This is a genomic window from Zhongshania borealis, assembly GCF_039539625.1.
GTDB classification, from domain to species: domain Bacteria; phylum Pseudomonadota; class Gammaproteobacteria; order Pseudomonadales; family Spongiibacteraceae; genus Spongiibacter; species Spongiibacter borealis.
In genome coordinates this window covers 316,919-342,816 of record NZ_BAABDM010000003.1, presented here as the reverse complement: position 1 = coordinate 342,816, position 25,898 = coordinate 316,919, and the positions used below count along the sequence as shown (strand labels likewise).

Annotated in this window: 25 protein-coding genes; 13 read left to right on the top strand and 12 right to left on the bottom strand. The window is 49.8% G+C overall.

Annotated elements, in window-relative coordinates; all coding sequences use genetic code 11:
* The first annotated feature begins 15 nt into the window (after nucleotides 1–15).
* The 4 genes from ABD836_RS10950 to ABD836_RS10935 are packed head-to-tail and all read left to right on the top strand — an operon-like array spanning nucleotide 16 to nucleotide 4,350.
* Nucleotides 16–2,025, top strand: coding sequence for an acetyl-CoA carboxylase biotin carboxylase subunit (locus ABD836_RS10950; protein ID WP_344935709.1), 2,010 nt, complete (start codon nucleotides 16–18; stop codon nucleotides 2,023–2,025).
* Nucleotides 2,025–2,930 (top strand): hydroxymethylglutaryl-CoA lyase, encoded by a 906-nt coding sequence (locus ABD836_RS10945; RefSeq protein ID WP_344935923.1) that lies wholly within the window; start codon nucleotides 2,025–2,027, stop codon nucleotides 2,928–2,930. Before ABD836_RS10950 ends, ABD836_RS10945 begins: the two co-directional genes overlap by 1 nt.
* 47 nt (nucleotides 2,931–2,977) lie before the next feature.
* A complete protein-coding gene (locus tag ABD836_RS10940; RefSeq protein WP_344935707.1) occupies nucleotides 2,978–3,679 on the top strand; it encodes a CoA transferase subunit A in 702 nt (233 codons plus the stop codon).
* A gap of 14 nt (nucleotides 3,680–3,693) precedes the next feature.
* On the top strand, nucleotides 3,694–4,350 hold the full coding sequence (locus tag ABD836_RS10935) for a CoA transferase subunit B (RefSeq protein WP_344935705.1): 657 nt from the start codon (nucleotides 3,694–3,696) through the stop codon (nucleotides 4,348–4,350).
* Nucleotides 4,351–4,391: 41 nt separating this feature from the next.
* On the opposite strand, the gene ABD836_RS10930 is transcribed toward ABD836_RS10935, so the two are convergent.
* The 3 genes from ABD836_RS10930 to ABD836_RS10920 form a co-directional block, all read right to left on the bottom strand.
* Complete coding sequence (locus tag ABD836_RS10930; RefSeq protein ID WP_344935703.1) at nucleotides 4,392–5,366, bottom strand: DNA-3-methyladenine glycosylase 2; 975 nt, start codon at nucleotides 5,364–5,366, stop codon at nucleotides 4,392–4,394.
* Nucleotides 5,367–5,621: 255 nt separating this feature from the next.
* Nucleotides 5,622–6,185: a CBS domain-containing protein gene (locus ABD836_RS10925; protein WP_344935701.1), complete on the bottom strand. Its 564-nt coding sequence runs from the start codon at nucleotides 6,183–6,185 to the stop codon at nucleotides 5,622–5,624.
* 43 nt (nucleotides 6,186–6,228) lie between these two features.
* On the bottom strand, nucleotides 6,229–6,516 hold the full coding sequence (locus tag ABD836_RS10920; RefSeq protein ID WP_344935699.1) for a hypothetical protein: 288 nt from the start codon (nucleotides 6,514–6,516) through the stop codon (nucleotides 6,229–6,231).
* A gap of 312 nt (nucleotides 6,517–6,828) precedes the next feature.
* Here ABD836_RS10920 and ABD836_RS10915 point away from each other — a divergent pair, with 312 nt between their 5' ends.
* Nucleotides 6,829–7,704: a dihydrodipicolinate synthase family protein gene (locus ABD836_RS10915; RefSeq protein ID WP_344935697.1), complete on the top strand. Its 876-nt coding sequence runs from the start codon at nucleotides 6,829–6,831 to the stop codon at nucleotides 7,702–7,704.
* A gap of 383 nt (nucleotides 7,705–8,087) precedes the next feature.
* Here ABD836_RS10915 and ABD836_RS10910 read toward each other — a convergent pair whose 3' ends face one another.
* Nucleotides 8,088–9,170 carry a DUF2855 family protein gene (locus ABD836_RS10910; protein WP_344935694.1) on the bottom strand — a complete coding sequence of 361 codons (1,083 nt, stop codon included), beginning with the start codon at nucleotides 9,168–9,170 and terminating at the stop codon, nucleotides 8,088–8,090.
* 17 nt (nucleotides 9,171–9,187) lie between these two features.
* Nucleotides 9,188–10,600 (bottom strand): NAD(P)-binding protein, encoded by a 1,413-nt coding sequence (locus ABD836_RS10905; protein WP_344935692.1) that lies wholly within the window; start codon nucleotides 10,598–10,600, stop codon nucleotides 9,188–9,190.
* 136 nt (nucleotides 10,601–10,736) lie between these two features.
* Here ABD836_RS10905 and ABD836_RS10900 point away from each other — a divergent pair, with 136 nt between their 5' ends.
* A complete protein-coding gene (locus ABD836_RS10900; protein WP_344935689.1) occupies nucleotides 10,737–11,321 on the top strand; it encodes a TetR/AcrR family transcriptional regulator in 585 nt (194 codons plus the stop codon).
* Between the two features lie 14 nt (nucleotides 11,322–11,335).
* On the opposite strand, the gene ABD836_RS10895 is transcribed toward ABD836_RS10900, so the two are convergent.
* The 4 genes from ABD836_RS10895 to ABD836_RS10880 all read right to left on the bottom strand — a co-directional run bounded on the left by ABD836_RS10895 (nucleotide 11,336) and on the right by ABD836_RS10880 (nucleotide 15,454).
* Nucleotides 11,336–11,881, bottom strand: a complete 546-nt coding sequence (locus ABD836_RS10895) for a hypothetical protein (RefSeq protein WP_344935687.1) — start codon at nucleotides 11,879–11,881, stop codon at nucleotides 11,336–11,338.
* Between the two features lie 129 nt (nucleotides 11,882–12,010).
* The gene (gene glk / locus ABD836_RS10890) at nucleotides 12,011–12,955 is read right to left on the bottom strand and encodes a glucokinase (RefSeq protein ID WP_344935685.1); all 945 of its coding nucleotides are present in this window, start codon (nucleotides 12,953–12,955) and stop codon (nucleotides 12,011–12,013) included.
* 596 nt (nucleotides 12,956–13,551) lie between these two features.
* Entirely contained in the window at nucleotides 13,552–14,073 is a 522-nt protein-coding gene (locus tag ABD836_RS10885; RefSeq protein WP_344935682.1) for a hypothetical protein, read from the bottom strand.
* 73 nt (nucleotides 14,074–14,146) lie between these two features.
* Nucleotides 14,147–15,454: a YHYH protein gene (locus tag ABD836_RS10880; protein ID WP_344935680.1), complete on the bottom strand. Its 1,308-nt coding sequence runs from the start codon at nucleotides 15,452–15,454 to the stop codon at nucleotides 14,147–14,149.
* A 136-nt stretch (nucleotides 15,455–15,590) separates the two neighbouring features.
* Between ABD836_RS10880 and ABD836_RS10875 the strand changes: the two genes are divergently transcribed.
* The 3 genes from ABD836_RS10875 to ABD836_RS10865 all read left to right on the top strand — a co-directional run bounded on the left by ABD836_RS10875 (nucleotide 15,591) and on the right by ABD836_RS10865 (nucleotide 20,547).
* Nucleotides 15,591–17,054 (top strand): ATP-binding protein, encoded by a 1,464-nt coding sequence (locus ABD836_RS10875; protein ID WP_344935678.1) that lies wholly within the window; start codon nucleotides 15,591–15,593, stop codon nucleotides 17,052–17,054.
* Nucleotides 17,055–17,058: 4 nt separating this feature from the next.
* The gene (locus ABD836_RS10870; RefSeq protein ID WP_344935676.1) at nucleotides 17,059–17,766 is read left to right on the top strand and encodes a response regulator; all 708 of its coding nucleotides are present in this window, start codon (nucleotides 17,059–17,061) and stop codon (nucleotides 17,764–17,766) included.
* Nucleotides 17,767–17,988: 222 nt separating this feature from the next.
* The gene (locus ABD836_RS10865; protein ID WP_344935674.1) at nucleotides 17,989–20,547 is read left to right on the top strand and encodes a TonB-dependent receptor; all 2,559 of its coding nucleotides are present in this window, start codon (nucleotides 17,989–17,991) and stop codon (nucleotides 20,545–20,547) included.
* Between the two features lie 83 nt (nucleotides 20,548–20,630).
* Here ABD836_RS10865 and ABD836_RS10860 read toward each other — a convergent pair whose 3' ends face one another.
* The gene (locus ABD836_RS10860) at nucleotides 20,631–21,032 is read right to left on the bottom strand and encodes a GFA family protein (RefSeq protein ID WP_344935672.1); all 402 of its coding nucleotides are present in this window, start codon (nucleotides 21,030–21,032) and stop codon (nucleotides 20,631–20,633) included.
* A gap of 46 nt (nucleotides 21,033–21,078) precedes the next feature.
* On the bottom strand, nucleotides 21,079–21,654 hold the full coding sequence (locus tag ABD836_RS10855; RefSeq protein ID WP_344935670.1) for a TetR/AcrR family transcriptional regulator: 576 nt from the start codon (nucleotides 21,652–21,654) through the stop codon (nucleotides 21,079–21,081).
* A 127-nt stretch (nucleotides 21,655–21,781) separates the two neighbouring features.
* Here ABD836_RS10855 and ABD836_RS10850 point away from each other — a divergent pair, with 127 nt between their 5' ends.
* The 4 genes from ABD836_RS10850 to ABD836_RS10835 are packed head-to-tail and all read left to right on the top strand — an operon-like array spanning nucleotide 21,782 to nucleotide 25,337.
* Nucleotides 21,782–22,327 (top strand): hypothetical protein, encoded by a 546-nt coding sequence (locus ABD836_RS10850; RefSeq protein WP_344935668.1) that lies wholly within the window; start codon nucleotides 21,782–21,784, stop codon nucleotides 22,325–22,327.
* 12 nt (nucleotides 22,328–22,339) lie between these two features.
* The gene (locus ABD836_RS10845; protein WP_344935665.1) at nucleotides 22,340–22,588 is read left to right on the top strand and encodes a hypothetical protein; all 249 of its coding nucleotides are present in this window, start codon (nucleotides 22,340–22,342) and stop codon (nucleotides 22,586–22,588) included.
* A gap of 36 nt (nucleotides 22,589–22,624) precedes the next feature.
* Nucleotides 22,625–24,898 (top strand): TonB-dependent receptor, encoded by a 2,274-nt coding sequence (locus ABD836_RS10840; protein WP_344935662.1) that lies wholly within the window; start codon nucleotides 22,625–22,627, stop codon nucleotides 24,896–24,898.
* Between the two features lie 55 nt (nucleotides 24,899–24,953).
* A complete protein-coding gene (locus ABD836_RS10835; RefSeq protein ID WP_344935659.1) occupies nucleotides 24,954–25,337 on the top strand; it encodes a DoxX family protein in 384 nt (127 codons plus the stop codon).
* On the opposite strand, the gene ABD836_RS10830 is transcribed toward ABD836_RS10835, so the two are convergent.
* Nucleotides 25,334–25,789: a nitroreductase/quinone reductase family protein gene (locus tag ABD836_RS10830; RefSeq protein ID WP_344935656.1), complete on the bottom strand. Its 456-nt coding sequence runs from the start codon at nucleotides 25,787–25,789 to the stop codon at nucleotides 25,334–25,336. The two genes, ABD836_RS10835 and ABD836_RS10830, sit on opposite strands and share 4 nt — an antisense overlap.
* Nucleotides 25,790–25,898: the final 109 nt, after the last annotated feature.

Sequence of the window (25,898 nt, the reverse complement as noted above, 5' to 3'; positions counted from 1 at the left end):
AGTGGAAACGCAAACATGTTCGATAAAATATTAATAGCGAATCGCGGCGAAATCGCTTGCCGCGTCATTAAAACTGCTCGCCGCATGGGCGTGCGCACCGTTGCAGTATACAGCGACGCCGACCGCACGGCTCTGCACGTGAGCATGGCCGACGAAGCCATATACATCGGCGCCGCACCCGCACGAGAATCGTATCTCGACATAGAGAAGATCATCGCCGCGGCGCTGAAAACCGGCGCCCAAGCGATTCATCCAGGCTACGGTTTTTTGTCGGAAAACGCCGTATTCTGCCGTCGCTGCGCCGCAGAGAATATCGTTTTTATCGGGCCGCCAACCTCCGCAATTGAGGCAATGGGCTCGAAATCGGCAGCCAAACAGATTATGGAAAAAGCGGGCGTGCCACTGGTACCCGGTTACCACGGCGACGACCAAAACCCCGAGATCATTCGCGCAGCGGCCAATGAGATGGGCTACCCCGTGCTACTCAAGGCCACCGCCGGCGGTGGCGGCAAAGGTATGCGCCAAGTGTGGAGCGCAGAGGAATTTGACAGCGCACTGGAAGCCGCCAAGCGTGAAGCCATGAACGGTTTTGGCGACGAAACCATGTTAGTTGAAAAATACCTCACCCAACCGCGCCACATTGAAATCCAAGTATTTTGCGACAGTCATGGCAATGCGGTGTATTTGTTTGAGCGCGACTGTTCTATTCAACGTCGCCACCAAAAAGTAGTAGAAGAAGCCCCCGCGCCAGGAATGAGCGAAACGCTGCGTGCCGAAATGGGTAACGCAGCCGTGCGTGCGGCCCAGGCGATCGATTATGTCGGCGCAGGTACCGTTGAGTTTCTCCTCGACGCCGACGGCAGCTTTTACTTTATGGAAATGAATACCCGTTTGCAGGTCGAACACCCCGTAACCGAAATGATTACCGGACTAGACTTGGTGGAATGGCAGCTGCGCGTTGCGGCAGGCGACTTTCTGCCGCTAAAGCAAAACGAACTACAGATTAATGGCCACGCGATTGAAGTGCGGATTTACGCCGAAGACCCCGATAACGAGTTTTTGCCGCAAACAGGCACACTCCACCTTTTAGAGACACCAGCAGAATCGGCGCATGTGCGTATCGACACCGGCGTGATTGAAGGCGACGAAGTCAGCGTATTTTATGACCCCATGATCGCCAAACTTATTGTTTGGGACAGCAACCGCCAACAAGCTCTACGTCGCCTCAGTAGCGCGCTTAGCGAATATCGCCTAAATGGCGTAACAACCAATATCGACTTCCTCTACACCTTAACGCGGCACCCATCGTTTTGCAGTGCCGACTTCGACACTGGTTTTATCGGCAAGCACGAAGCCAGCTTATTTACTAAAACAGCGAGCCAACTCGGCGACAATATCGCGCTAGCCGCACTGTATTTAATACTGCGCCAAAAGCAGCTAATCGCAGGCCGCGCAGCGAATAATAACGATGCCAACTCACCGTGGAATAACGCCCATAGCTGGCGTATGAATCAGCCTGCGCAGCACAAGTTTGACCTGCAATTTGGCGAAAAACTCGTCGCTATTACCGCCATTGCCCAGTCATCATCCTCAGACGCCAGTTTTGTTATTCACAGCGACGACAGCGAGTTCACCGTGAGCGGGGAACTCAAGGACCGAGTTCTATTAGCTGACATTAACGGCCATCGTCAGAGCGCCAGCGTTGCCGAACACGGTGGCGGCTACAGCCTCTATAGTGCTGAACGAGCTGTTCACTTCAACATCAAATATCCAGATTTGGGAGACGCCAGTGACGATGCCGCCGACAACCAGCTTATCGCACCAATGAATGGCACCGTCGTAAGCCATTTAGTTGCAGCGGGAAGTTTGGTAAGCAAAGGCGACCCTCTGCTGATTATGGAAGCCATGAAAATGGAGCACACTATCCGCGCTCCCGCTGATGGCATTGTTAGCGCGTTTTTCTATCAGCCCGGCGAACTAGTCAGTGGCGGCGCTGAATTAATCCAACTAGAGAAAAGCGAATGATGAATACCCTGATTCCAAGCAGCGTCCGCATTGTTGAAGTTGGCCCACGTGACGGTCTGCAAAACGAAAAGCAAGCAATCGATATTGCCACTCGGGTGCAATTGGTGAATATGCTCGGCGCCGCAGGCCTAAAGTCAATTGAAGCAGGCAGCTTTGTGAACCCTGCTTGGGTGCCACAAATGGCTGGTAGCGAAGAGGTATTCACGCAGATTAAGCGCGACGACAAGGTACGTTATGTCGCGCTTGTCCCTAATTTAAAAGGCTTTGAACGCGCAATTAGCGTTACCGCCAATGAAGTAGCCATTTTTGGCGCGGCGTCTGAAGCCTTTAGTAAAAAGAATATTAACTGCAGTATTGAAGAGAGTCTTGACCGTTTTAAACCCGTTATGGACGCCGCTAAAGAACGCGGCATTCCGGTACGCGGTTATGTTTCTTGCGTCATCAGCTGTCCCTACGAGGGCGAGATCGCGCCGCAAAAAGTTGCACAGGTTAGCGAGCGCCTATTAGCGATGGGCTGCTATGAAGTATCTTTGGGCGATACCGTGGGCACCGGAACGCCTGCGGGCGTTAATCGAATGCTGGAAGCCGTATTAAGCGTCATCCCCGCAGAAAAGCTGGGCGTGCATTTTCACGACACCTACGGCCAAGCACTCGCCAATATTTACGCCTCACTGCAAATGGGTATCGCTGTCGTGGACAGTTCCATTGCCGGTCTTGGCGGTTGTCCGTACGCCAAAGGTGCGGCAGGGAACGTAGCAACCGAAGATCTCGTGTACATGCTCAACGGACTCGGTATTCAACACGGCGTCGACCTCAACAAGCTAATAGCAGCCGGTCAATTTATCAGCGACAAACTAGGGCGGCAAAGCGGATCGAAAGTCGCCATAGCCACAAATAATCAATAAGACAATCGCCACTACGCCGTTTATAACGGCACACCAAGGAGATACGTATGCCTGGATTTGACAAAGTTGTAAGCAGCTACGAAGAAGCACTGGACGGCCTCGAAGACGGCATGACTATTGTCGCCGGCGGCTTTGGCTTATGTGGCATTCCAGAAAACTTAATTAAAGAAATACAGCGCAAAGGCACTAAGGGCCTCACCGTCGCCTCAAACAACTGTGGTACCACCACCAAGGGCTTGGGGCTCCTACTTCCTAATCGCCAGATTAAAAAGATGATTGCATCTTACGTCGGTGAAAACGCCCACTTTGAAGCCCAAATGATGAGTGGCGAATTGGAAGTTGTACTCACACCACAAGGTACCTTAGCCGAAAAAATGCGCGCTGGTGGGGCCGGAATACCCGCATTCTTCACTGCTACCGGCTACGGAACGGCCGTGGGCGAAGGCAAAGAAGTAAGAGTTTTTAATGGCCGACACTACATTTTAGAAGAGGCTATTCAAGGCGACTTTTCTATCGCCAAGGCGTGGAAGGCCGACCGCTACGGTAATTTAGTTTTCCGCAAAGCGGCCCGTAATTTCAATCCCATGGCCGTCACAGCCGGAAAAATTGCCGTCGTTGAAGTAGAAGAAATAGTTGAAGTGGGCGAGCTAGATCCGGATGAAATTCATTTGCCAGGTATCTATGTTAACCGTCTGATTCAAGGCAACTTTGAAAAAGCAATCGAGCAACGTACCGTTCGCCAAGCATAATAGGAGAGATAATAATGGCTTTATCGCGTGAGCAATTGGCGCAGCGGGTTGCGCAAGAATTTAAAGACGGCTACTACATCAACTTAGGTATTGGCATTCCCACCTTAGCGGCCAATTATATTCCCGATGACATGGAGGTGATTCTGCAATCAGAGAACGGTATCCTTGGTTTAGGGCCATTCCCTCTTGAGGAAGAAGTGGACGCCGACTTGATTAATGCTGGCAAACAAACCGTTACCCTCGCCTCAGGTGCGGCCATATTTTCTTCGGCAGAGTCCTTTGCCATGATTCGTGGTGGCCATGTAGACCTCACGGTGCTCGGCGCTTTTGAAGTCGATTGTCAGGGCAACATCGCCTCCTACATGATTCCCGGAAAACTTATTAAGGGCATGGGTGGCGCGATGGACTTAGTGGCAGGCGCAGACAATATTATCGTCACGATGACTCACGCCTCCAAGCATGGCGAGTCTAAGTTACTCCCGGAATGCACCCTACCCCTTACCGGTAAAGGCTGTATCAAAAGGGTACTAACCGACCTCGCGCTGCTCGACATAGAAGACGGCTCCTTCATTCTGCGCGAGCGCGCCCCTGGTGTCAGTGTGGAAGAAATCAAAGCTAAAACAGCTGGCACCTTAATCGTTCCCGATCACGTACCAGAAATGCAGTTTTAAACTGAATCCTCGCCAGACATCCAACATCATGGACGTCTGGCTCAATAAACTGCATCGCTATGCATTGCCCACAAATGTGCCGCCACCAAAGCCCGCCACGGTGAAAATTCGGTCAACCACTGCTGGGCTTGCCGCTCAGAAATTTCCTCTTCCCTGCCCAGTAATATTTTAAGGCTGCGGCGCACTGCCACATCGCCGTGCAGCGAGCCATCTAAATAAGCAAACCCCCTGAGTAGTACGTAATTAACCGTCCACGGGCCAATTCCCCTAATGCTCAACAATTGCGCGCGCAATGCGTCGGCGCTTGCGTGGTTCAATGGTTGGTCGCTATTAGCTGGCAACGCCAGCTCACCTGATTCAATGGCCTGCGCCAGTAAAATAAGGGTCTGCGCCTTGGTTTTAGATAAACCAATACCCCGTAGTAGTGCCACTTCACACGCCGCTACTTGGGGTGGCGATGGATGGCAGCACAAACCACCGGAATGCACCGTGCCGAGCAGTTGAATAAATCGCCGCCGAATAGACACTGCAGCAGATACGCTAATTTGCTGGCCAGTCACCGCCCAACACAGTGCCTCAAAGGGACTAGCTGATAGCGGCACTCGCAGATTCGCGCGGCGTAGGATCAACGCACCTATGTCTGGGTGAGCCGAAAATAGCTGTAAAAATGCTGCTACATCCTGATTTAAGCCCAGCATTCGCTGGACGATTATTTGCAATTCATGCCGCCACGACTCAAATTTCTTGGCGCAAATATCCTCCTCAAGCGATACGTCCACGGCTAAAACCACTGCCGCAGTGTCGCCACTAAATTGAATCCCCAAGCAAGCCGGGTAGCCGCCCCAAAGCATGGCTTTCTCAAAGCTACTCTGCGACGTTTGGCTTGATTGAGCTTTCAGCTCAGAAGCCACAAATGCACAACGCTCAGAGACCTGTTCACTATCGCGGCCATGAAAGGCGAGGATATCCGCTACGCCGTAGTTTTCTGGCAGCGCTAATTCTAGTGGTATTCGCATTTATTGGAGAAACTCCCTAATAAGCTGTCCGGTCTTACACCCAATTAAATGGATAGGTTCCTTACCAGCGACGACGCGGAAATAGGTATAAAGCGACATGATTTGCAACGCCACAAGGATTTCCGCTCACCAATACGAAATAGACAAAACAACAACGAGATTTTAAGGAATACCGACGGGAAATACAGCCCGAATCTTGCGCAAGCAGGGACTCATATAAATTAGAGGGCCGGAGCCCCCTAAAAGGCAGAAAACTTAACGGTGTAATGAAGAAAGATATAATTCAGCAAATTTTGGTGGCTGCTGAATCGAAATATCCATTTTGAGTTTACGCGCTATATCACTCGCGGAGATTACACCGCGAATCTGATGAAACTCACGTTCAACCACTAAACAATGCTGATGGCCGTATTGTCGCAACACCTCAAGCACGTCAAACACAGTCATTATTTCCAACTCGTGAAAGTCAAAAACCTTAAGATCCTGACGTTTGCGCATTAAATCGACAACTTGCAGTTCTTCGCGATTGTAACCTTCGGCAACCTTTTTAATTATCTCACTATTGCTTAAGTCCTCTAGGGCAATGACGCCAAGAAAGCTACCGCGTTCATCGATGACTAATTTCAATCGAACATGCGAGCGCTTCATCATATTCTCAGCTTCGACTGCAGTCGTTATGCCATCAATTACCATCGGTTCATAGACTCGAAAATCCGTGAACACCGTCATTGCAGGCGAGTCACCACTGAGCTTTTCAAAATTTTCCGGGTGCACTAAATGATCGACGCGATCAGCATCGTATAAACTAAACTGTTTCATTTTTTTACTCTCATTGATTAAATGCCAAAAAAATATGACTAGATCAACGAGATCTTGGTGGCGCTCGAATGGGGGCAGAACGAAAATTGCGTTGCGGGCCATAGACATGCTGCTGATTAGCAATGGTCGTGGCAATAAAGTATGGCGGACTTATAAACGCAGACTTAGTGGCTAGACCTAGCGGCTTTTCCTTGTCGTCTGCAAAGTTATTAGGGCACTCTGCTGCGTCGCTGGCAGTCGTAGCTAGCCAACTTTTTTCCAGCTGATGTCGATCTGCGAGCACATCAGCGCACAGTAGAAAAACAACAATAGCAAACAGACTACGTAGCATTTCAATCCAGAAAATAAAAAGGATTCCGCATCATAGCACGACCGAAATTCCTGTCCATCAACGTCAATGTAATCTCCCGGCTATTATTAAATGCAACTTTGTGTGGCAAAACCGTGGCCAAACACATTTTATTTGCACCATTTTAGACCGAAAATACATAGTTATAGCTTAGTTTCACCTCATGGTCGCACATACATTCCAAAAGAAATCAGTCAGTTGTAGAATACAAAACGACTGTACAATAACTAGCCATAAACTGCCTGAATTCGTCTCTGTAATTCAGCTTTCGCTATACGACCGAGGAGTTCACCTATGATCAACGGCAGTATCGTCGATTTGATTACACCCATTTGTAAAGACGGCTCACCCGACTACGACGTTCTCGAAACACTGGTTGATTGGCACGTAGAAAACGGCAGTGCCGCACTCCTTATTGGTAGTGCGACAGGCCAGTCCACACAATTCGATATCGACGAACGCAGCGAACTTCTTAAACGCGCAATCTGGCAGTCGGACGGGCGAATCCCTATTATCGCGGACCTCAGTGCTGGCGACCCCGAACAGATCTTTGAATTCGCCCGTACCGCAGACGAATTCGGTAGCAGCGCTATGCTACTTACGCTCACTGGCGAGAATTATTCATCTCTAGCAGAACTCATCGACTACTTACGCGAACTAAGCGCACTGGTCAAATTGCCGCTAATTGCCCGCGATGATTTCGCAAACCCAGGCGTTCTGTCGCCGGCTACACTTACTAAACTCACCCAGATCGACGGGCTATTAGGCTTTGTAAATAATTCAAGCCTAGCAACAAGCGAACACGCCGTGCAGGTACAAGACCTTCCCGCAAACTTTGCACTTTATTCTGGTCACGATAGCGACGCCTGCCAACTATGCTTATCTGGATACCGAGGCGGTATTTCAATAGTCGCCAATATTGCGCCTAACCTTGTTCAAAATATGTTTACCAGTGCACTGATCGGTGATCGGGATAACGCAGAGTCAATCAATAATAATTTACAGCCACTCGCCGAGGGCCTGCTGGAGGATCCCAACTCCATCCCCGTAATGTGGGCCTTAGTGGAGATGGGTTGCATTCCTGAGGGTGAAGAACCGCCGACACTGCCGCAATCCAGCGACTATGCAAATTTACGTCGCGCGCTGCGCACCGCCAAAATCGCAATTTAAATTCATTGAGAGCACACTAACTTGGAATCGTTATTTCGACTTAGTGTGCTTTACTCTAAACATAGTTTATGCAATTATTATTTTATAATAGAAGTAAAGCTTTCGGCTAGTATTGATACCATCAGGAGAATTTACAATCCATCCTCAACCCACCAAAACCGTCAATAGCTTAATCTCAGCATCTAATATTTTTAACTCAAGCTTGCGGTTTTTTCGGATTTCGCTTCCAAAACCTCCTGTTTAGCTTGCGCACCGTTAAGACATTCCTATATTGAAGCAGCAACCTTTTACCAAGTAACCGTGCTGTGGATTTAGAGTAAAAAAGAAAATTAATTTCTGAAACGAATTTTCTTTTTAAAGACCGCTAAACAAAAAAACTATTCTCACAAACGAACGATCAGCCCAGCATCAGCTGCGATCTTTCCGTTGCACACATCGGCAAATATCTCCCGTAAGCCAGCTAGACCTTCAATGTTAGATATTTTCAACCATGAGCGACTTTTCGCGACAGTATCCTGCATATAGTCCGTGCTACGACGCTCAAATTCATCAACGCCAATATCTTTACTACGACCTTGAATATAACCCGGCGCAAAGAACATCTCGCTACGCTCTTCTATAAAGCCTGGAAGTTTTGCGCCCTGCTCCCAATGGGTAAAACCAACACTAATCGTCTGGCGCATATTGTCACCCAAGTGCCGGTGCAAAGCCGCCATTAGCTCGCCATTGCCTGACATATCGACAATAGCCGTAGCCTTACTGCTATCTATAGCGGTGATAGCATCATAGGTAAGCACGCCGTCATAGCAGCCTAGCGCCGTCACTAAGTCCTGATTGCGGGCTGAGGTAAGACCAATAAGCTCGGGTGCCGCTACATCGCCCCGTACGCCATAAGCCAAACCGATGCTAGTCTTGCTCGACGCGCTGACAATGATAATCTGCTCTGCCGAGAAATATTCTGCAGTCTGCAATCGATCAAAAAGACAGTATGAGGTGATATGCAAAGGAAATAAAAGCATACGTTCATCTTCGCTCCGCGGGTCGTTCACTACCGCGGCGTCAATACGACGATACTGGTTATAGCCAGCAGGCAAAGCCTGACGATGCACTACATTATCGACCCAACGCAACGCATTGATATGCGCCGGCGCCATAACGAGTTCTGTCGCAGGCGGGAAATAGCCAAAAATGCGTTCGCCGACTGCTACCTTGCTACAACGCGACTCAGTAACGCAAGCAAAGCCCCACACTGGCAATACGCCCCAGATATTGCCATCGGCACTGATTGGCGGAAAGAACTTCCAGTAACCGAACATATCGGCGACCAAGGCATAGGTTATATTGTTTGCTGTAAACGAGAAGGCCTCGACCTTTACTCTCACTTCGCCATCATCTAAGGGCGTAGACAGGCAATCAACGATTCGGGTCTTACTGAATTGATCTTTAGCGATTTGAAATTGCTGCATGAGAATCCTCCGTTACATTAAATACTAGTAGACGCGTTAATTTCTGCGAGGTAAGTCGTCAATTTTTCCATCGCGGGCATCGCATTTGATCTCAATCTCGCTAAGACCGCTTTCTTATCCGTTTCATTATCCTGAACATTCGCCATTAGGCTCGTAAAACCGTCGAGCCGATTTTCAAGCAACCACGCTCGAATCTCTGGGTTTTGGCCCCAAATATATTGGTTAGTCATAAACGCTACCATTAAACGGATCCAGTCGTCCGTGCTGTTGGGCAGCGGTACGACGCCGCACAAGGCATTCTTTTCGTCCTCGGGATATGTCGCCTCTACATGGGCAATAAATGCAGCACTAAACGCCGGCTGATACGAGCGCACCGTTTGCGGCGTTATAACATTACCGCTAAATACTGGTTTAATCTCTAGATTCGTCAAAGCACTCGCCGAGCAGTCTATATGCAAATAACCGCTACCTGTTGGAATGCTGCCCCGCTCCAACACAATCTGCTCTGGCTCTATACTTGTGACACGCCCCATGCGAATCACCTGTTTAATCCGCTGTAACTCTGCAAGCTCTAAATGGCTAATCGTTGCGCCATGAAACATTTCCGGCCAAACATTCTGGTCTAGTCTTAGAAAAACACCGGTATCTTCTAAGCGTTTAAACATATCGTCTTTTGAGGTCGATTTAGCAATAGACTCCATTTGATTCGCTTGGGCACCAACGGTCGCTTCAAAAAAATCCTCAGAGGGCTGGGTGTTTTTTCGGTCAAGGAACCATGCATCGCGCGGCATAATCCAGCAAATATTATCGGGATTGACATTATTCTCGAGCAACCACAAACAAGCATCTATGCCGGTTTTACCGCCGCCAATCACCACAAACCCTTTTGGTGGCGCAGCGACCTTAGGTAGGTCGTTCAAAGGCATAAAGCGGATGCCCTCGGCAATACTAAAATTAGGCGTATGGGTTGCAGGTACCGTGGTATTTAAATAAGTGGCGTCAACCATCTTGCGCGTCACCTCAACATGGTATTCCGCACCCGTCAACATCGAAGTAAAGTAGCCGTTGCCCATATACTCACACATTGGAAAATAGCGAACTCGGCCACTTGGCAAGAACTGTTCGCGCATCACCTTTTCAAAATACGCACTGACCTCTGCCCCGCTAGCCAGCTCGTTCAAGCCTTTATTCAGGCCTATCTCATCAATAGTACCTTTACTCAACTCCCGAGAACTAACCCCATAAAACGCCGAAGGCTGATGCAAAGTAACAAATGGATAGGCCACGTTCCAATGACCACCCGGCTTGGGATATTTATCAACAATAACGACATCGGCATCAGTTTCACTGAGAAGGACGTCTGCGAAAGCCATTCCCACCGCACCGCTGCCCACTACCAAATAATCCGTTTTAAGCGAGCCCAATACCATGAGTGTAGCCTCCAAATACTTTTCACAGGTTCAAAAGCCTAGGCACTAGCAATAAGCGCTTGAACATAACAGTGTTATATATCACCATAACACTGTTATTGCAGTCAAGCCGAATTTACCTTGAGCACCGCTACCCATGAGTACAGCCAAGCAGGATATTTTGGCCGCCGCATCCAAACTCTTCCTCGCTGGCGGTATTGCCGCACTGAGCGTACGAGCTATCGCCAAAGAAGCTGGCGTGTCGACCATCGGTATTTACAGCCACTTCAGCGGCAAACAAGGGATTCTCGATATGTTATACATCGAGGGTTTTGAGCTAGTCGCCGCCGCGATGAACGTTGATGCCAGCGACTTATCACCCCGCGATGCAGTAATCAAAGGCGTGGAAGGTTATTTACACATGGCAGTAACGCACGAGGCACACTACCGCCTAATTTTTGGCGAAAACGAAGAGCGCTACACACCCTCAGAAGACGCCAGTGCTGCTGCAAAAAGCACCTTCCAGCACCTAGTCGACAGGTGCTCCCGCCTCCTGCCGGCGAACGCCCGCGCAGAGCTTGCACAAAGTACTGCACTAGAAATTTGGGCCTTTGTACACGGCTATGTCAGCTTACGACATCACGCTATAGCCGCTACGATGAGCACGGAGAAGTGGAATGCCATGGCCACGAAAGCGCTCACGACCCACATAGATGCTATTATCGCCAGCCACTCAAAGTGACGAGTATAGGAATTTCAGGAACGAATACTGCAGGGAATTTCCGCTTTGAATATCGCTAGGAATACTTGCGCCCTCGGCGCGGGGATTCGCCAACTGCGCAATTGACCATCGCCACCGAGGTGTTTTGGCGATGTATAGTCCACGATTAAACCGGGGCCTTGATAGGCTAGCTGCGAATACGTACGGTGGTAGGGCAAATTTTTATACGCAGGCGGGGTATTATCTTCCGTCCATGAGACGTACTCGCAAAGCGCTACACTGTCTATATAATCAAAAGGCACGTAGACATTTGCCCTCGATGCATTATCGCGCATACACAACATGTATTTGCCGGCGCCATCAACGCTAATCCAACTCCGGATACCCATCGTGCCACGAGCTAGCATATACGCAACTAAACATAGCCCCGAAAACCAAAGCGGTAAAAAATCATGAGCAAAGGGAAATAACATCACCGAAAATGCGGAAACGAAAGTAGCAATAAGGAAGCTGAGCCATCGTGGACTTTGAGCTCGCTGTTTTTCTACCGTACGACTGCCGAACATCTCTATTCCCGCCATTCCAATCGCTTTCACTTTGCACAAAAAAACGACTAAATAAGCAAAGCGAAGCCCAGTAAAATTACTTATTATTGGGGAAGAACTTATCTGCGATTACTTTATTACTATGCGAGCGCGCACTCACCCGCTTTACTCAACCCCCTTTTTTAAGGCTTCTACACAGCCTTTTAAACCAGGCTGCTCCGCTAGCACAATGGCCAAGGGAATATTCTGGCAAATACCACTAAACCGCCCTTTACTATTGAACCGTTTTCGGAAAATGTCTTCATCCAACAAGTCTAATATGCGCGGCAAAATACCGCCAGAGAGATAAACCCCATCATTGGCGCCCGTCATTAAGGCAACGTCACCGGCAACCGAGCCTAATATGGCGCAAAAATCATTCACTGTACGTACGCAATATTCATCGCCCGCGCGTGCCCCAGCAGTAATATCCGGCGCAGTTAACTCACGTTCTACACCATCCAATTGGCAATTAGCCCAATACAAATTGGCCAACCCCATACCCGACAATATTCGTTCTACAGACACGCGTTCATAGCGTTGCCATAGTGTTTTTAATAAATTGAGTTCGTGGTTATTAACAGGTGCAAAGGCCACATGGCCGGCTTCAGAAGGCAAAATAAACCCCGAGGGCATCATTGCGGAGACACCCAAGCCGGTACCGGGGCCAAGTACCGCCATGACCTGCCCCCCTTTCGGCCTTGGGGCGCCCAGCCACTTTAACTCAGACTCACAAAGTTGGTTTATTGATAAAACCTGAGCGCCAAAATCATTGATAATTGACACCGACGCCGCCAACGACGTTTGCAGTTCAGTACGGCTAAAGGCCCAGTGGTTATTTGGGAGATCGATCCAATCAGACTCTACTGGCCCCGCCACAGCCAAACAAATTTTGTCGACAAACTCAAAATCACTTTGATCCGTATAAGCGCGAATGGCGTCAATAAATAAGGGAAAGTCAGCACAAGGAAAAATCTTAATCCCTAATAATTCGTCGCTACCAGGTATAACGTAGGCAAATCTAGCGTTAGTACCCCCAATGTCCGCAACTAGATGCACAGATTTATTCATAGTATTTACTGTCGTTATATTATTGTCGCAATATTTACCAATCACGCTCGCAGCGACGCCAATTCAAATGAAATTACGTCGGTACACAGCGATTGAAACTTATTAAAACTGCAATTTACTGGCTCTATTACGCAGGCCGATAAACATATCATATGAAAAGCCTAAATTCGCGCCTTTAGGCTTTTCATCAGTACACTTCCCCCAAACCACCTTATGGCTCTGGAGGATTTTTAAGCTTGGGAAAAAACTGAAAAGCTGATGAAGCGAACACCGGATTCTGTGCGAGCCGACACTTATGCCTAGCCCAAGAAAAAATGCCCTCCTATTACAGAAGGGCTTTCCGAAATTCCGGATAAATAGAGGACGACAGGGGAGTCCCCTAATACGCTTTGCCACTACCTAAATAAATACTCGTATTTAATTAAGTTACACCATTATCCATGACACGGGAGGTAATTCAAGGCTTTTTAGTAATTAAACTACAAGCAGTTACTTAACTACCCTTCCAACGCCGCAAGCACTAAATCACAGGCGCGAACAGCTATTCAGTAGCCGCAGTGCCCTGCCAACGACGACTAACACTCTGCACTGCCGGTTCAATTTGACGAAGGGGGAAAACTCGCGAAGCTATACAACACCGGCTGTGCTTTATCCGTGTTAATAAAGGTAGTGGCAATGACTTTTTTGCCCGCCACCGTCCAGTACATATGACCGTGGTTATTAATGGTGACACTGATTTGATTCACGCCATCGTTAAATAGCGTCGCCGGAAGGTGGACGTACTTACCATAAACCCGTTGAATTTTTTTACCATTAACATAAAGGTGAGCATGCCCTGTCAGCATGCCACTCGCCGAATCGATTTCAACACCCATTAACTCGGCCATGGTTGCCGAATCTGGCGGCGGCGACAGCAAATAGTTATCCAGCTGCACCGCTAAATTAAAACCGGACACCGCATCAACAGAAACACTTAAGGCCATCGCCGGCGCTGCCACATCATCAGGTACTTCAATAGGTATATGAGAATGATCCATTGCTGGCACAGCATTGATTGCGAACACATGCCCACTGGCAAAAACGAATGCGCAAATAACGATATTGAGGCTCATATTCATCTCGGTGCACACTCCCGTTTAACTGATACGCGGTAATGCGTGCGGAGTTTAGTGCCCGCTCGCAACAATGACATTACAGAAATGAAGGTGGTCCGCCAGCGCCCGGCGGTGGCCCCATTGTGCCCTCGCCGGTATCGCAGCTGCTTGCGGCATTCGCCGGCAATTCACCGTAGAACCGTGGCCCAATGGTATACGGAAACGATGGTGTCAGTTTTCCAGATACCTCTTGCAGGGTTATATGATAGTGATAGCCACGACCATCACTATTATCATGGCCATTGTATTGATCGAGCTGACTGCCAGAGGCGGCTATGCCGGCATAGTAATAATCTTGATAAAAGTAACCATCGCTTGCGAGCAGGGGATTTCCAGACATCGTGGTCACACTCTGATCGACATCCGGCCCAGCGCTAACCGTCGAGTCCACCCCTTGGCTGATATCGTATTCATCGATCAATACACAGCTGCGTTCACCTGGGGTGCCGCACCCACCCTCGCTAACTGTCGCACCATAATCTCGGGTTTTCCAGCCGCTAACTGCAAGCTCACCCGCGCCTTCATAAGGGCCGTAAATCGGGTAGCCATCTGCAGCGTAGCCATAGAGCGGTGAATGCGCACTGCCGTCATCACCCACAAAATCCGCTAAACAGCTAGTGTAAAAGTGGTGATGGTACTCATTGTTGGCCGCGTGGCCGCCGCAAAAATCAACGTCGTACTGTTCGGCAACAGGCGCGAGATTATACCAAACACCTTGGTTGTTATAGCTCATACCGTCACCCCAACCAAACACGCTGGTACCATTGACTAGCAAGCCGGTAATACCCAACCCGTTGTCACACTCACCACTATTTGGCTGCGGATTTTTTGTAATATACACCTGCTTAGCCGTATCAGTAGGACACACCGGCCCCGGCGGCCAGTAGCCGGCGCCACCGGTTGAATCGCAGTTGTCTGTACTGCTGATATAGCCGATGTCCTCGCCAAACTCGACCAACTGCCCAGCAGTCGCGGTGGTGGAACCGCTGTAAAAATCGCTACTAGCGCGGGGCCGACTATTTAATTCGTCAACCATATCCTGAGTCATGGTAATGTCGTACTTGGGAATACCGGTGGCCTGGACATAAACATAATCGCTACCGTCAACGGATTCGATCGACACCGACTGCACATCTTGCAAAACACCAAGGCTGCTCGAGGATTCAAATATTTGCGTTGAGCGCTCAGTCGTATTCACCATCCACTCGCTTAAATCGCCGGCATCGGTTTCTGTCTCCGTGTCAGTGCCTGCTATTAAGGAGCCGCTGGAGCTGGAACCACCACAAGCCGCTAGCTGAGCAATGCACAGTGTAAGCATACTAATCTTCACGAGTTTACGAGACATTTCTAGCACCTGTTTCAAATAATCACCGGGACATGCTAGTGATAAAATGTGCAGTAAATGTGCAAGAATCGCAGAAACACTAGGGTATTGAGCTGCAACGCTACCACCGCCCGTTAGAAAGCACTACATTACGGCTATGAACTTACGCATCTCCCAAAAACTCATGCTGGCATTTGTCGGCCTAACCGTCGTTGTCTTACTCGCAACATTAAGCCTTGCCCGCTGGAGTTTTGAACGTGGTTTTTACGACTACGTAAATGCAGTTGAGAAAGTGCGCTTAGAAACATTAGCCTTAGAGCTCGCCAAAATTTATCAGCAAGGTGACAATAGCTGGCGGACTTTATCGCAACGCCGCTTTGACAGTTTGATTCAAAGTTTCGCTCCACCTACTCGGCCGCGTCTACCACCGACTGAACACCCTATGGAGAACCATCGCCCACCGCCCTCACATCTAGGCGGACCACCCCCGCCGGGACTGCCAAGCCGAACGCTGCTGTTAGACAAGCAACAAAATCGTATTGTCGGCCAAGGACCATATGAGCGCGACAGCGAGCTAAGCGAGATGGTTGAACTCCCCATCCTTATCGACGGCGCAATTGTCGGCGTACTGTATAGCGACCCTCGGCGCGAGCTGAATGATGTGCCCGAAACCGCATTTTCAAGCCAGCAATGGCAGGCCGGTTTGCTTATCGGCAGCTTGGCACTGCTTATTGCCAGCGCAATGTCCTACCTATTAGCAAAGGCCTTGTCGCGACCCGTAAACACCATGCTCGCGACGGTTCACCAACTGGCGTCAGGTAATTACACTTTAGACTCAACTACGCCGACCGCCGATAAGCACAAGTCAATAAATAGCAATGACGAGCTCAGTTTGCTGAATGCCCGCCTACACCGACTCGCTCAAGTTTTGGCGGAAAGCCAAACCGCGCGCAAACGACTCATCGCCGAAATTTCCCATGAGCTAAGGACACCGTTAACCATTCTAAAGGGCGAAATTGAAGCTATTAAAGACGGTATTCGTCCCTTTGGTCCAGAGCAGCTCGCGTCCCTAGACGAGGAGACCGACCGCCTTCACCATTTAATTGAAGACCTATACGAAGTGTCGCTATCCGACGTTGGCGGCCTGCGCTACCAATTCGAGAATATCGATATCCGTGCCATACTCGACGCCACTGTGCACCGCGCGCAGGCTCGTGCCGCCAGTACTAATATCGCCATAAACCTGCAGGCGTCAAATGAGGCATTGCTGGTGTATGGCGATGAACAGCGTATCGATCAACTTTTCCGAAATTTACTGGAAAACGCACTCGCCTACACTGATGGCCCCGGAGAAATCCAAATCACAGCACATAACCGCAACGGCCATTGTATCATCACAATTGAAGACACCCCGCCGGGGGTAAGCCAGGAAGAATGCGCGCAGTTATTCGACGCATTGTATCGACCGGATGCCTCGCGCAGTCGCCGCCGTTCAGGCGCAGGCCTAGGGCTTACCATCTGCAGCAATATCGTCGGCGCTCATCGGGGCCGAATTACTGCTCAACCGTCGGCGCTTGGCGGTCTTTCCGTCACCGTTGAATTACCTGCACACGAAGGATAAACCCGTGCCAGAAAAACACATTTTTATTGTTGAAGACGAGGCAAAAATCGCTGAGCTACTTGCCGATTATTTTCGACAAGAAGGTTTTGCGGTTAGTATCCATCACGACGGCAATCAGGCAGTGGAGTTTATCCGAACAAACACGCTAAGCGGTGTGATTCTGGATCGCATGCTGCCGGGCGTCGACGGCCTTAGTATTTGTCAGGCCGTAAGGCAGTTTTCAACTGTGCCCATCATTATGGCAACCGCGCGCATTGATGAAATCGACCGCCTGATCGGTTTAGAATGCGGCGCCGACGATTATGTTTGCAAACCCTTCAGCCCCCGCGAAATCGTCGCGCGCATGAAAGGCATATTGCGCCGTGTCGACGCGATCGAAGCACAAGCAGTCTCCCCCAGTGCCAATAAATTGGTATACCGCAATATTAGCCTCGACAAAACTCGCTTTGAATGCATGGTCGACCAACAAGCCATCCCCCTCACTGCCGTCGAATTCCGCCTCTTAGAATGCCTGATTGGCCAAGCCGGCCGTGTCTTCTCCCGAGATGAATTGATGTCAGCAAGCTATTTAGACCAGCGTATTGTCAGCGACCGCACCGTCGACAGCCACGTTAAAAAACTGAGGAAAAAGTTGCAAAACGTAGCTTCCAAACCCGGTGCTAGCGGCGCGGAAGTCGTCTCGCTTTATGGCGTGGGCTATAAAATAGAGTAAAACCTCACATCTCCCCAAAACCATAGAAAACAGCCCCGCCACCCCAAATTTTGTGATTATGGCGCGCACTGCGCCATGGCTAAACACCCCCGTAAAAATTAAATACCGGCAATGTCAGCGCCAGCTATTGCACAATAAATACACTTAAGTGTAATAATAGACCCGCGTTTATAAATAATAAGAGGCTGCTGCGCCGCAGCCGACAGAAGGGGAATTACCACCGTGACTAGCCGACCAGTATTACCCGGCAAGGGGCTCACCGCATTCGTTTTGCTCAGCGCTTTAGCCTGTAACGACATACACGCCGCCAGCGGCACCCTAGAAGAAGTACTCGTTACAGCGCGTAAACGCAGTGAAAGCATGCAGGACATCCCCATTGCGGTAAGCGCGATCAGCGCTGACGACCTTCGCGACCGGGGTATTAGCAACACCAGCGAACTCACCAAATCTGTGCCTAGTTTAGAGATCCGTAAGGGCCAAGCGAATCAAATTTACATTCGTGGTATTGGCGAGCGTACCGGCTTTGCCAGGGTCGATCCCACCGTGGGCGTGTACCTCGACGACCTATTTTTACCGCGTTCCGACGGCCAGCTACTCGACACCGTCGATATCCGCAGCATTCAGGTACTACGTGGCCCACAGGGCACACTTTTCGGCAAAAATACCACTGGCGGCGCCATGGTGGTAAGCCTACTCAAACCCGATGACAGTGACGATGCCTATGTCGAACTCGGGCTGGGCAACTACGCCATGAACCGCCTAAAAGCAGGGATCAACATCCCGATCAGCGATCACTTTTATAGCCGCGCGGCAATCAATATCACCAAAGACGACGGCTATCTAGAAGACATCGGTCCGAGCGGCAATACCGCAAGTAACGATCGCCAGTCCTTACTACTGCAAACTCGTTGGGAACCCAGCGAAAACTTCACGCTCGACACCCAGGCATTTCTGGGCAAAATTCGCGAGATGATGACCGGCACCACGTGTACCGTACCCAATAAAAACGCACTTTATTATCAAGGCCTCTGGGTCGCTCATAGCGGCGATACTGATCCGTCGAATCCGCGAGCATTTCAAGAGAATTGCGACGCCAACTCCCGCGCGCGCCTTGGCGATTTAAAAACCAATCTTGGCGAAAAACCCCGACTAGGCAAAGATCTAGATACCCTATTACTTGCCGCAACCGCCGAATGGCAACTAAGCGAATCCCTAAATCTTAAAACGGTAATTGGACTGCGTGGTGAAAAAGAAGGCCCAATTCACGCCAGTGACCCCGACGGCGGTCCAGCACTTTGGACCAGTTACATCAATACCGAAGACAGCGATCGTCGCTCCTACAGTTTTGAAGTTCAGCTCAACGGCGACGCAATAGGTCAGCGACTGCGCTACACCGTCGGCTTCTTTGCGATGCAAGAAACCAATACCGAGAATTTCTCCACGTCCAATGCTTTCCGCGGTATCGACGCCCAAACCTTGGCTGAAATCGCCGCCAGCAGTAACCCAACACAACCATTACCGGGGGGCACCGTTCCGCTCGTTGGCTTTATCGGCGCGCCCTTGGTGGTATCTGACTTCGATTTAGAAAATAGCACTGGCGCACTATTCGCACAGGCCTCTTTCGACATTAGCGAGCAATTAGAACTCACCCTCGGCTACCGCATTACAGCCGAGCAGCGCCACTCAGAGCTCAGCACCACTGAAGCAGACATGGACGCCATAGGTCAGCAACTCACCCTCGGCGGCCTATTTGGACCCGGCGCATCAGGCTTCTATCCCTATCTCGGTCCCTTGCGTTGGCTTGACGATCCCGTTGGCCTCGCCAATCAGATTTTCACTGACGCAGATGGCGACGCACTGATCGACTACCCACTTGACCCCGACTCCACACGCAGCGAAATGCGCGAAGAAACCTTCCGGCAAAGCACGCCGATGGTGTCGCTGGCTTATAATTTGCCAGATCACTGGCTGGCCGACGCCCCGATCAACAGCGCGATGTTTTACGCCACCTGGAGTCGCGGCTTTAAATCCGGTTTCTTTGAACCTCGAGGTGTTGACGGTCTGCAGCGTATCGAGCCCGAAGTGGTGACCAATCACGAGTTAGGCTTCAAGATCGACGCCTTTGATCGCAGTGTCCGCCTGAATGGTGCCGTGTATGCCATGGATTTTGAAGATCAGCAGCTCATCTCTGTCGGCGCCGACTCCGCACAAAATGTAGTCGTGGTATTTGGCAATGCGGGCCAGTCAGAAATTCGCGGCAGCGAACTAGAATTACTTTGGTTACCCACCATTCAGCTACAAATTAATGCCAGTCTGAGCATTAACAACTATCGCTATACCGAATTCAGCGAACTGGATTTACAATCGGCAGTCCTCGGACGTGAAGAAATCGTTGATCGTAGTAAGGAGACCTTTCCAGTCTCTCCCGATAAATCGGCCGCCATTGGCGCACAATACACTTGGTCAGGTGATTATGGTCTGATCATCTCGCGCCTTGACCTCAGCTACAAAAGCGAAATCTTTTACGGCTTCGATCCCGGCTCATACGCCGCTTTCAAAAACGATCCAGCAATGGCCGGCCAACCCGCCTACCACCTGCTAGACGCCCGCCTGAGCTGGCAAAATTCAGAAGGTGACCTCAGCTTATCAGCCTGGGTAAAAAACCTTAGCGATGAGCGCTACCGTATTGGCGTCGTTGCTGTGGCGGACTCATCCGGGGTTTACAACGAGGGCTGGGGAGAGCCCCGAATGTTTGGTATTGATTTGCGGCAAGAATTCTAAAGCGGCAAAGATTAACACGAATGGGTCGCCCGCCATGGCGGCCCTCACCGCCCCCAGCAAAGCCCAATTTAAAATATTAAATGTTAACTCGGAAATTTTGCAAAACACGCGACATCGTGTAAACCGGCGTCCCAGTTTGCCTTGTTCGCCATAAAAATATGGCCTTGCGGAACTAGCCCAACGTCAGTATCTAAACTCCCCGCAGGTACAACAAATTGATCCCCCTCGTTTAAGACATAGGGCAAAGCTGATCCACATTGTTTGCAAAAACTGCGTTGATGTCGAGTGCGCGGCAGAGTGAAAACAGAGACCTTATCGCGGCCACGCAGCCATACCAGCTCCCCGCCCTTGCCAAACAAATTAGCTGTATGAGCAGACCCAGAATCTTTACGGCAATATTTGCAATGACAAAGGAAAAATTTTTCAAAACATCCGCTGTATTCATAAGCGACTTCGCCGCATAGGCAAGAACCTGTTGCTACCATAGTTTGCACTCTCCATTTTCACCTTAACCGACAGTACCGCGCGCACTTACTTTTTAAGGCCAAGCACGCCGTTCAACATCCATTCCATCTCTTTTGCATCAGTGTCTGCTCTAGGCAGGTGGCGTAGCATCGGCTCCGCTATACCAATTGCCATCATCAGCCTTCCACGGCGATAAGCCTCTTCATCACTAAAACCCAGAGTCTTAATATTATTTTTCAAAAAGCCGAGCAACAATTTATCAGCGCGGCATACCGCGTCATATACCCTCGCATCGTGCTGCGCCCAGTGGCGTATAACTTGGTCAAGTTTTGACATATTACTGCTGAGCCAATAATAACTAATTTCTTCAATAACCGTCCGTCCGTTATCCACCGTCTGCGCCTCAATCCCCGCGTGAATGGCAAGATGAAAATTCCCTGACCAAGCGTCTATCAAGGCATCAATTAACACGTCACGGCTTTTAAAATGCCAGTAGAAACTACCCTTGGACACACCTAATCGAACGCAAAGGCTATCTATGGTGAGTGCCTCAGCCGTTCCTGCGTCTGCGATAAGCTTAAAGGCCTCATCGATATAATCCTGTTTGGATTTCCGCCCGCTTGCCTGCCCAACACCAGCCACTGCCATACTCCCCAAAGATAACGTCAATAGTATTGACTATATTACATACCATACCGTATGGTATTGTCGTAAACATCGACGCACATTACCACAACAATAACAGCGATAAGAAAAAGGTCGTTTCAGTATGAGTATTGATGCACTCAGCCAATGGCTTAGTAGCCACTACCTGCAAATCAAATTTATCCATATCAGCTTTGCCACGCTCTGGCTATGGAGTACGTCGGTCGCCTATCTCAATTATTTAGTACCAGTATTTCGAGCGTGGCAGGCCAATCCCGACGATATTGAACAAATCAAAAAACGCAATTGGGTTATGGAGCGCTTTGACGAAGGGGTAATCCTTGAGCACATAGCCTTTCCCGCAGTCTTAATTTCTGGTTTAAGCCTACTGTTCATTACCGGCTGGGGTCCTCAATCCTATTGGCTGGCAATGAAGTTAACCATTGTCGTTCTGGTCTTTTTGCCAATCGAGTTTTGTGATTATTGGTTATCTCATTTTGGTGGTAACAAAGCCAAAATACGACGCGACATTCCCGGTGGCGACAGCTTCGCATCACCCCGCTATGAAAATGCCGTCCACCTCCACTGGTGGTTTTTAATTGTGACAACCCCAGTTATTGCCGCTGGCGGAATGACGGTGCTATACCTTGCCGTTGCTAAACCAATGTAAATGAGGAATTTCATGACAACCAACATCACATCGCGACGATTCTCTGCGAATCCGAGCAAAATACGCCTTATCGCCATCACCATGGGCTTGTATATTGTGCTTGTAATGTGGCCGGCCTTCGATTTGTGCCGCATGCTATTTGCTGCGGACCCCCTCGCATTTTCAATACAGCGTGGTACATATGCAGTCACCGTAGCACTTATTTTTTCGCTCTACTCTTACTGGCAAATGGCAAGGCTATGCCTGCAAAAGACTGAGTAAACTGATCGCGCAGAAATATTCTTAGAGATAATAATAATGAATAAAATTCTATTGCTAAGCATTCTTATCGCGTCTAACCATATCTGGGCGGCAGACGTGAAAGAAAAAAAACGTCGAGACTATATTGAAGAAGTGATTGTGACGGCGCAAAAACGCGCGGAATCCGCTCAAGACGTACCCCTGTCTGTCTCGGTTATGAGCGCAGATCGCATGCAGGCGTCGGCAATAAAATCCTTTGAAGATGTTGCACTGGCCAGCCCCAACACCGATATCAATATGACCCCCGGCTACGTTCAAGTGGGCATGCGTGGGCTAAATTCGCCAATCAACGATGGCATGGAACAATCGGTTGGCTTTTATGTGGACGGCATTTATTACGGCAAACTCGCCTTTCTACAAGATGCTTTTCTCGACCTATCTCGCGTTGAGCTATTAAAGGGACCGCAGGGAACCCTATTTGGCAAAAACACGGTGGCCGGCGCCATTAATGTCAGCAGTGTAAATCCAGTACATGAATGGCAGGCGGCAACTACCCTAACCACCGGAAACTTCAGTGACCAAGAAGTCAGCGCGACAGTAAATGCACCGCTAATCGACGATAAACTTGCCTTACGGATTGCCGCCACCGCACATACCAAGGACGGCTATGTATACAATTCCCAGCGTAGGGTCGACGAAAAGCAGGTTGATAAAAAAGGCATTCGCAGCAAATTGCTGCTCGACGCCAATGACGAACTGAATTTTGTATTAACCCTGTATCGCAGTGAAGCCAGAGACAATGGCCAAGGTTGGGAGCCTTTTGTATTGCAGGACGATGCCGCTACAGTACACAGTTTATTCGATGCCGATTTAGAGGACAGCTTCGACTATGTCGGGCACAGCAATAGCGACAATTACAGCGCGAGTGATTCTACTGTCGTCAACCTCGACACCAATTGGACCTTTGGCGAAAAACTACTCACCATTATTGCCAGTCACGCTGAAATGGATGAATCACTCTACCTCGACGCCGACACAGGACCTGCCCCCATCGCCGACTGGGACCGCCAAACGCAATACAATCAGCAGATGCTGGAAATTCGTTTCACCTCCGCGCCCGGCAAAATAGAATATATTCTCGGCGCCTTCGGCTTCCGTTCCGACAACCACCTCGACGGTGATCTGCGTATGCTACCCGAGCCAGCGGTGAGCGGCATGCTGCTAAATGCGCTTTCTTCAGCACTGGCGGAGCAATTAGGGCCGGTCACTGGCCCCCTGGGTAATATTATTGACCCATTGCTCTACAGCGCTACAACCGACTCGCTTCATCAAATATTTCAGCAGGACACCAGCACGCTTGCTGTGTTTTCCCAGCTAAGCTGGAATATAAGCGATCACCTTACCGCTATCGCCGGACTGCGCGCATCGACGGAATCAAAGAGCGTCAATTTAGTCCAAGACTACGAACAAACCGGCATTTTGTTACAAAGCGCTTTTGGCGTCACAGAATACAAACTGCGCGAGGAGCGCAAAGAATCCAATGTTGCGCCCAAACTCTCGTTAAAATACGGATGGGACGATAAAATGATTTACGCGTCCTACTCAGAAGGTTTTAAGGCCGGGGGCTATAACCCCTTAGCGCGCACGGCCGACGAGTCGGTCTTTGACCAAGAAACCGCCAAGGCTTACGAGCTAGGCTACAAACTCACCGCCTTTGATGGCGCGCTAACCGCCAATGCCGCCGCGTTTCACACCCAGTTCAGCGATATGCAAATTCAAGCCTTTATCGGTAATGGTTTTATTGTCAGCAACGCAGCCCAAGCCACTACAGAAGGCCTAGAATTCGACCTCAACTATCAACCTTGGCGTGGCACGATGATTTACGCCAGCGCCGGTTACACCAATCCCGTATTTGATGAATATCCCGATGGTCCCTGCCCCGCGGGCTCACAAACTGAAACCTGCGACCTCACGGGCAGACAATTACCGAGAGCACCAAAATACAGTGCAAATTTAGGCTTTCACACCGCGCTACCACTCATTGAAAATAAACTCGCGTTGGTGTTGGGCGCGGACTATAGCTGGCGCGACGACATTTACTTCGACTTGGACCTCGATCCCGTCGACAGCCAAACCGCGTATTCCTTGGTGAACTTACATCTCGGCTTAGTCGACCCCCAAGAGCGCTGGCACTTTATCGTTCACATCAAAAACCTAGAGGATAAACTCATACGGCAATTCACCGCTGACCTGCCGATCTTCGAAGGCTCGCACATGGGCTTTGTAATGCCGCCACGCATGATCAGTGCTGAATTTAATGTAAGCCTGTAGTGAGTTAGGAAAAAACAAATTAAAGCCCAACATAATCACCCCCGAGTACTCGTGAATGAACATAGCAATAGCCATATTTCAGATTGTATTCATCGTCTTTTTTAGTATCACCGGTGCATTTAAGCTGCTAGCGCACCATCACATGGTTGAAGAATTTGACAAATTTACCTACCCACACTGGCTAATGCGCCTTGCCGGTGCTTTAGAGCTAGTCGCCGCAGCATTTTTGATTTTAGGTTTTTGGAATCCAAGCTATGCGGCACTAGGCTCAAGCCTACTCACGACGGTAATGATTGGCGCATGCTACACCAACTTCGTAAAGCGCCCCGCCGCCTATGGCTGGGGGACAATGGTAATCCTGCTGCTCTGCGCCGCGCTCGCCGCGCACTTCAGTATGCTCATAGAATTTAATGAGCGCGTATTTCACTTAAACCCCTAAGCGGGGTAAAAAACCACCACGGGAATCTCGCGATCCGTTGCCGCTTTGTAACGGGCGTAGGGGGCAAAATAATTTTCCATCAGCGTCCACAGCCTCTCACGCTCGTCGCCGCTGGCAATCTTCGCAACGGCTTTGAACTCGTCATTGGCTACTTTCAAATGAATATCTTGATTCGCCTGCAGATTCAAGAACCAGGCGGGGTGCGCCGGCGCACCGCCTTTGGAGGCAATTACGCAGTATCCGCCATCACCGCTAGGCCGATATATTAATGGCAGTATTAGTGTCTTGCCCGATTTCCGACCTTTAGTGGTCAATAGCAACGTTGTTAACATCCCCTCTCCGCCACCCAAGGTGGCGTCCCAAAGATGACCGGCCTCACCATCGGCAAGATAGGTATTAACATGATCGCTCATCCACGCAGGAAGATAATCTGGGAGTTTTATACCGGTCATGTTTTCACCTCTATCAGTTTACACGTCGCAGTTTAATTTGTGCTACTAGCGGTACTGGGCGCAGTAGCCGTAAAGGACTGACTAGTGCCGCAAAAACAGCGATTCAAGC